Origin of the sequence: Actinomycetospora lutea (assembly GCF_028737205.1) — a bacterium.
GTDB lineage: Bacteria > Actinomycetota > Actinomycetes > Mycobacteriales > Pseudonocardiaceae > Actinomycetospora > Actinomycetospora lutea.
Map to the genome: position 1 here is coordinate 121,514 of NZ_JAQZAL010000022.1, position 6,838 is coordinate 128,351.

Sequence of the window (6,838 nt, forward strand, 5' to 3'; positions counted from 1 at the left end):
GATGGACCACACCCCCGCCGCCGGCACCTCCGTGCGGCGCAAGGAGGACGCGCGCCTGCTCACCGGGCGCGGGCGCTTCGTCTCCGACCTGGCACTGCCGCGGATGCGCCACGTCGCGTTCGTGCGCAGCCCGGTCGCCCACGGACGGATCACCGGGATCGACACCGCCGAGGCGCTGGAGGTCGAGGGTGTGTCCGCGGTGTTCACCGGCGAGCACCCGGCGATCGGGCCGGTCGCGCTGCGGGCGCAGTCGGCGCTGCCCGGCTACGTCGAGACCGACCAGCCGCCGCTGGCCCGCGGGAAGGTCCGCTTCGCCGGGGAGGCCGTCGCCGCCGTCGTCGCCGACGACCGCTACCTCGCCGAGGACGGCGCCGAGGCCGTGGTGGTCGACTACGAGCCGCTGACGCCGACCGTGTGCGCCTGGGCGGAACCGACCGACCCGGTGCACGACCCCGTTCATGAGCAGGCGCCCGACAACCTGCTGCTCTCGCGGACCTTCCGCGCCGGCGACGTCGACGCCGCGCTCGCGGGGGCGCACGTCGTCGTCGACCGGGAGCTGACCACCAACCGCCACGGCGGCAACCCCATCGAGTGCCGCGCCGGGGTCGCGCGCTACGAGGCCGCCGACCGGAAGCTGACGTTCTTGTCGGGCACCCAGGTGCCCTGGATCGTGCGCACCCAGCTCGCGGAGCTGCTCGACCTGCCCGAGGGCAACATCCGCGTCATCGCCCCCGACGTGGGCGGCGGTTTCGGCGTCAAGGCCGTGCTCTACCCCGAGGACGTCGCGCTGTGCCTCATGGCCATGGCGATGCCCGGGACGGCGCTGAAGTGGGTCGAGGACCGCGTCGAGCACCTGCTCGCGGCCACCCACGCCCGCGACCACCGCTACGTCTTGCGCGCGGGGTTCGCCGCCGACGGCGAGCTGCTCGCCGTGCAGGCCGACGTGTGGTGCAACGCCGGCGCCTACTCCGTCTACCCGTGGACCGCGGGCATCGAGCCGCTCATGGCCGGCGGCCTGCTCACCGGCCCCTACAAGCTCGCGGACTACCGGTGCACGGTGCGCGGCGTCGCCACCAACACCAGCCCGTCCGGCCCGTACCGCGGCGTCGCCCGGCCCTCGACGGTGTTCGCGATGGAGGCGCTGATGGACTCCGGCGCCCGCGCGCTGGCCATGGACCCGATCGCGCTGCGCCGCCGCAACCTCATCCTCCCCGCCGACATCCCGTACCGGATGCCCTCGCGGCTGGTCGACGACTCCGGAGCCTACGAGGCGTGCCTCGACCAGGCGATCGCCACGTTCGACCTCGAGCGGTGGCGCGCCGAGCAGACCCGGCGCCGCGTCGAGGGCGGCCGGCCCCTCGGGATCGGGGTCGGCCTCTACAACGAGCTGACCGGCCTCGGCCGCGCCGCCTCCGCCGGGCCGCGCATGGCGTTCCGCACCGGCCACGACGCCTGCACCGTGCGCATCAACCCCGACGGCGCGGTCACCGTGTTCTCCGGCGTCACCTCCCAGGGCCAGGGCCTCGAGACGACGATGGCGCAGGTCGTCGCGGACGCGCTGGGCGTCGCCTACGAGGCCGTCGAGGTCCGGATCGGCGACACCGACCAGTCGCTGTGGGGCTTCGGGGCCTTCTCCTCCCGCCAGGCCGTCATCGGCGGCGGCGCGGCCCACCTCGCGGGCGAGCACGTCCGCGGGAAGGCCCTCGCCCTCGCCGCGGCCCTCAGGGAGGCCCCGGTCGAGGACCTCGACCTGCGCGGCGGGCAGGTCTACATGGCCGGGCAGGAGAAGCCGATCATCTCGCTGGCCGAGGTCGCCAAGGTCGCCTACCTGCAGTCCGACCGCCTGCCCGAGGGCTTCGAGCCCGGTCTCGAGGGCACGAAGTTCTACGACCCGATCCGCGGCGCGTTCGCCGCCGGCGCCCAGATCGCGGCCCTCGAGTTCGACCCCGCCACCGGCGAGATCGGCATCCTGGACTGGGTCTGCGTCGAGGACGCCGGCCGGATCGTCCACCCCGTGATCGTCGACGGGCAGATCGCCGGCTCGATCGCGCAGGGCATCGGCGGCGCGATGTACGAGCACCTCGTCTACGACGACGCCGGCAACCTCGCCACCGGCACGCTGCTCGACTACCTCATGCCCACCGCCGGCGAGATCCCCGAGCTGCGCATCGGCCACGTCAGCACCCCGGCGGCCAACCCGACCGGCGTCCGCGGCGTCGGCGAGGGCGGCACGCTCGCCCCCAACGCGGTCGTCGCCGGGGCGCTCGCCGACGCGCTCGGCGTGGAGATCGACGACCTGCCCGTCACCCCGGCGAGGGTCTGGGAGCTGATGCACCCGTGAAGTGCCCACCGTTCGACTACCACCGCGCGACCGGCGTCGACGACGCCGTGGCGGCCCTGGGCGCCGCCGGCGACGAGGGCAAGATCCTCGCCGGCGGCCAGAGCCTGGTCCCGGTGCTCGCGCTGCGCCTGGCCCGCCCCGCCGTCCTCGTGGACGTCAACCGCATCCCGGGGCTCGCCGGCCTCGAGGTCCGCGACGGGGTGCTGCACGCCGGCGCGCTCGTGCGCCACCTCGCGCTCGCGGGCCAGGGCCTGCACCCGCTCGCGGCCGAGGCCGCCCGATGGATCGGGCACACGGCCATCCGCAGCCGCGGGACGCTGGCCGGCAGCCTCGCGCACGCCGACCCGGCCGCCGAGCTGCCCGCCGTCCTGCGCGCCTGCGACGGCGCGGTGCAGGTCGCCGGCCCGTCGGGCACGCGGCGGGTGCGGGCCGACGACCTGTTCCTCGGCGCCCTGCAGAGCGCGCTCGACGACACCGAGATGATCACCGGCGTCGAGCTGCCGGTGCCCGACGCGTGGGGGTTCGCCGAGCTCGCCCGCCGCCACGGCGACTTCGCCGTCGTCTCGGTGGCCGCGGCCCGCTTCGGCGACCGCGTGCGCATCGTCGTCGGCGGCGTGGCCGGCGTGCCCCACCTCGTCGACGCCGGCGACCTCGCCACCGTGGACGGGGAGCTCTCCGCCGACCGCGTCGCGATCCTCGCCGCGGCCGCCGCCGACGACGTCGACCCGGCCACCGACCTGCACGGCAGCGCCGGCTACCGCCGCGCGCTCACCGAGCAGATGACCCTCCGGGCGCTCGCGGACCTCGCCGGGCAGCCCCGTCCCGTCCGGGAGCCCGCATGAAGATCACGCTGACGGTCAACGGCGAGCGCCACCGCCTCGACGTCGAGCCGCGCCGCACGCTCGCGGACGCGCTGCGCGAGGACCTGGGTCTCACCGGCACCCACCTCGGCTGCGAGCACGGCGTCTGCGGCGCGTGCACGGTCGTCGTCGACGGCGAGCCGGTGCGCGCCTGCCTGATGTTCGCCGTGCAGGCCGACGACGCCGCGGTCGCCACCGTCGAGGGCCTCGCCGGCGGCGCGGACGGAGACGGCACCCTGCACCCGCTGCAGGAGGCGTTCTCGCGGTGCCACGGCCTGCAGTGCGGCGCCTGCACCCCCGGGATGCTCATGACCGCGGCCCACCTGCTGGACACCGAGCCCGATCCCGACCGCGCCACGATCCGCGCCGAGATGTCGGGGAACATCTGCCGCTGCACCGGCTACACGGGCATCGTCGACGCCGTCGCGGACGCCGCCGCGCGCCGGGCGCGCGGCCTCCGCGCGAGGGAGACGTCATGACGACCACCGTGCCCACCGCCGTCGCCCCGACCGGGGACCTCGACCGGGACGCCCCGCAGCTCTCGGAGTTCCTCGGCGCGCTCGACGGCGAGCTGGGGACGCTCCCGGCGAAGCCCGACCGGAACGCCGAGCAGCAGGACCAGGCCACGGCGGTGCTCGAGCGCGGCCGGGCCGCCCGCGAGCGCTTCCTCGCCCGGCACGTCGGCGCGGTCTACGACGCCCTGACCGACGGGTGCACCCGACCGCTGCGCGCCGCGGAGCTCACCTACGCGGCCGCGGAGCTGGTGCCCGGCCTGACGCCGACCCGCGAGCGGATCGCCGCCGAGCGCCGCCACCCGCAGAAGGACAAGGAGGGCTGGGAGGTCGACCAGGGGATCTTCCTGTCCCGCGTCCTCGACGACGCCCGCACCGGCTACCACCTGTTGCACGCCATGGCGCAGCCGCGGCGCGAGGCGCAGGAGCTGCTGGAGGAGTTCCGCCGGACCGACCGGGTGGACCTCGGCACGTGCCGGCTCGAGCGGCGCGGCGGCGTCGGCCACCTCACGATCGCGCACCAGAAGTACCTCAACGCCGAGGACGACGAGTCCACCGCCGCGATGGAGACCGCCACCGACCTCGCCCTGCTCGACGACCGGATCGAGGTCGGCGTGCTGCGGGGCGCCGAGTCCGAGCACCCGCGCTACGCGGGGCGGCGCGTCTTCGACACCGGGGTCAACCTCACGCGGCTCTACCACGGCGAGGTCTCGCTGATCGAGTTCTTCGTCGAGCGCGAGCTGGGCCTGATCACCAAGTGGTACCGCGGGCACTGCCTCGGCACCGGCGAGGTCAGCGTCGTCGAGCGGCGCCACGAGAAGCCGTGGATCGCCGCGGTCGACACCTTCGCCATCGGCGGCGGCTGCCAGTTCCTGCTGGTCATGGACCGGGTCGTCGCCCGCTCCGGGGCCTACGTCAACCTCCCGGCCCGCCGCGAGGGCTTCCTGCCGGGCTGCGGCAACATGCGCCTGCCCCGCTTCGTCGGCGAGAAGGTCGCCCGCCAGGGCATCTTCTTCAACCGCGACATCTACGTCGACTCCCCCGAGGGCCGCCTGATCGTCGACGACCTCGCCGTCGACGAGGCCGGCATGCAGGCCGCGATCGACGACGCCGTCGACGCCCTCACCGCCACCGGGCCGGTCGGGGTCAACGCCAACCGGACCCAGATGCGCGTCGGCGTCGAGCCGCTGGAGACCTTCCGGCACTACATGGCCAACCTCGCCATCGGGCAGGCCCGCTGCATGTACTCGCCGGCGATCATCCGCAACCTCGAGCTGGCCTGGGACCCGAAGCGCCGCGGCGGGGTGAAGTGACGGTCGTCCACACCTCCGACGGGGTCGAGCTGGCGGTGCAGGTGCACGGTCCGGACGGCGGAGACCTTCCCCCGATCCTGTTCGTGCACGAGTTCGGCGGCGACCACCGCTCGTGGGCCCCGCAGGTCGCGCACTTCGCCGCGCACCGGCGCTGCGTCACCTACGACGCGCGCGGCTACCCGCCCTCGGCGGTCCCGACCGACCCGGCGGCCTACTCCCAGGACCACGCGGTCGCCGACGCCGTCGCGGTGCTCGACGGCCTCGGGATCGGGCGCGCCGTGGTGGTCGGCAACTCCATGGGCGGGTTCGCGACCCTGCACCTCGGGCTCCGGCACCCCGACCGCTGTGTCGCCCTCGTCGTCGCCGGCTGCGGCTACGGCGCGCACCCCGACCACGCCGAGGCCTTCCGCGCCGACGCGCTCGCCCTCGCCGACGCCTACCGGCGCGACGGCAGCGCCGCCGTCGCCGCCGACTACGGCAACCGCCCGTCCCGCCGGCCCCTGCGCCGCCGCGACGCCGCCGCCCACGACGAGCACCTGCGGATCCTCGCCGAGCACGACCCCACCGGCGCGGCGCTGACCATGCGCGGCGTCCAGGCCGCGCGGCCCTCGCTCTACGCGCTGCGCGAGGAGCTCGCGGCGATGGCCGTGCCGACCCTGCTCGTCGTCGGCGACACCGACCGCGACGCGCTCGACGCCAACCTCATGCTCGCGGCGACCCTCCCCGACGCCGGGCTGGCGGTCCTGCCGCGCACCGGGCACCTCACCAACCTCGAGCTGCCCGCGGTGTTCAACCGCCTCGTCGAGGACCTCATCGGCTGATCACTGCTCGGCCGCGGCGGCGAGCCGGTCGAGCGAGCCCCTCAGCCGCTCGCTGGTCGTGGCCCGGGCGCGGTCGAAGCGGTGCTCGTCGACGAGGTGCGTCCAGTCGTAGGTGTGCCGGACGGCGGTGCGGGCGGTGTCGTGGCGATCCGGGGCGAGCGGCTGGAGCTCCCAGCGCCAGAGATGACCGGGCGGGGGCGTCCGGCCCGGGTCCGACGGCGTCCAGGCCAGCAGCCGGCCCTCCTCGAACTCGACCACGTGGTTCTCGCGCACCGCACCCATGGTCAGCCGCGTGGTGAAGACGTCGCCGACGCCGCGGATGCGCTGCCCGCCCGCGGCGTCGGCGAGGTTGTCGTTGCCGTCCCACGTCGGCTGCGGGCCGGGTCGGCGATCAGCTCGAAGATCGTCGCCGCCGGGGCCGCGATCACCCGGGCGGCCGTGACGACCCGCTCGCCCTCGTACAGGGCGGCGAGGCGCTCGGCCACCCCGCGCACCGTCTGCCCGTACGGGTCGTCGCCGAGCACCCCGAGCACCTCCTGCGCGCGGGCGAGGTGGTGGCGCGCCGCCGCGTCGTCGCCGACCCGGCGCAGGTCGTCGGCCAGGCTCAGGTGCAGGGACGGGTAGAAGCCGGCGACGTCCAGCGACGCGTGGAACTCCCGCGCGCGCTCGTCGGTGACCTCGTCGGCCGCCTCGAGCGCGCGGCGGTCCCACGCCAGCTCCTGCTCGACGTCGGGCTCGGCGTCGGCGGCGAAGTGCGCGACCACGCAGCGGTGGAACGCGTCGTCCTCGGCCACGGCACCGCGCCAGAGCTCCGCGAACGCGGCACGCGCCCCGTCCACTTCGCCGGCGCGGTAGAGCTCGCTCGCGGCACCGATGTGGCTCATCAGGGGGTCGTCGGTCACGCCCCGCACGGTAGGCCCTCGGTCAGAACCCCTGCCCCGGGATCCAGGTGGTGCCCGCGAGCGGGACGCGGGCCATGGCGGCGGCTTCG

Annotated in this window: 7 protein-coding genes; 5 read left to right on the forward strand and 2 right to left on the reverse strand. The window is 75.5% G+C overall.

Going from position 1 to position 6,838, the window contains the following annotated elements:
- The first annotated feature begins 1 nt into the window (after nucleotide 1).
- From PHK61_RS22790 to PHK61_RS22810, 5 genes are read left to right on the forward strand one after another with little or no spacing between them, the layout of a single operon-like run.
- Nucleotides 2-2,341, forward strand: coding sequence for a xanthine dehydrogenase family protein molybdopterin-binding subunit (locus tag PHK61_RS22790; RefSeq protein WP_274283300.1), 2,340 nt, complete (start codon nucleotides 2-4; stop codon nucleotides 2,339-2,341).
- The gene (locus PHK61_RS22795; protein ID WP_274283301.1) at nucleotides 2,338-3,183 is read left to right on the forward strand and encodes an FAD binding domain-containing protein; all 846 of its coding nucleotides are present in this window, start codon (nucleotides 2,338-2,340) and stop codon (nucleotides 3,181-3,183) included. Before PHK61_RS22790 ends, PHK61_RS22795 begins: the two co-directional genes overlap by 4 nt.
- Complete coding sequence (locus tag PHK61_RS22800; RefSeq protein ID WP_274283302.1) at nucleotides 3,180-3,680, forward strand: (2Fe-2S)-binding protein; 501 nt, start codon at nucleotides 3,180-3,182, stop codon at nucleotides 3,678-3,680. Before PHK61_RS22795 ends, PHK61_RS22800 begins: the two co-directional genes overlap by 4 nt.
- Nucleotides 3,677-5,026 (forward strand): enoyl-CoA hydratase/isomerase family protein, encoded by a 1,350-nt coding sequence (locus tag PHK61_RS22805; protein ID WP_274283303.1) that lies wholly within the window; start codon nucleotides 3,677-3,679, stop codon nucleotides 5,024-5,026. Before PHK61_RS22800 ends, PHK61_RS22805 begins: the two co-directional genes overlap by 4 nt.
- Nucleotides 5,023-5,847, forward strand: a complete 825-nt coding sequence (locus tag PHK61_RS22810; RefSeq protein WP_274283304.1) for an alpha/beta fold hydrolase — start codon at nucleotides 5,023-5,025, stop codon at nucleotides 5,845-5,847. The genes PHK61_RS22805 and PHK61_RS22810 overlap by 4 nt, the downstream gene beginning before the upstream one ends.
- Here the strand turns inward: PHK61_RS22810 and PHK61_RS22815 are convergent, their stop codons facing one another.
- Nucleotides 5,848-6,120, reverse strand: coding sequence for an SRPBCC family protein (locus PHK61_RS22815; RefSeq protein WP_274283305.1), 273 nt, complete (start codon nucleotides 6,118-6,120; stop codon nucleotides 5,848-5,850). It lies immediately after the preceding gene.
- 11 nt (nucleotides 6,121-6,131) lie between these two features.
- Nucleotides 6,132-6,749 (reverse strand): hypothetical protein, encoded by a 618-nt coding sequence (locus tag PHK61_RS22820; protein WP_274283306.1) that lies wholly within the window; start codon nucleotides 6,747-6,749, stop codon nucleotides 6,132-6,134.
- Nucleotides 6,750-6,838: the final 89 nt, after the last annotated feature.

Bases quoted from the DNA above. Each gene is read 5' to 3' on its own strand.
- PHK61_RS22790 (WP_274283300.1), top strand. From the start codon at position 2: ATGGACCACACCCCCGCCGCCGGCACCTCCGTGCGGCGCAAGGAGGAC.
- PHK61_RS22800 (WP_274283302.1), top strand. From the start codon at position 3,180: ATGAAGATCACGCTGACGGTCAACGGCGAGCGCCACCGCCTCGACGTC.
- PHK61_RS22805 (WP_274283303.1), top strand. From the start codon at position 3,677: ATGACGACCACCGTGCCCACCGCCGTCGCCCCGACCGGGGACCTCGAC.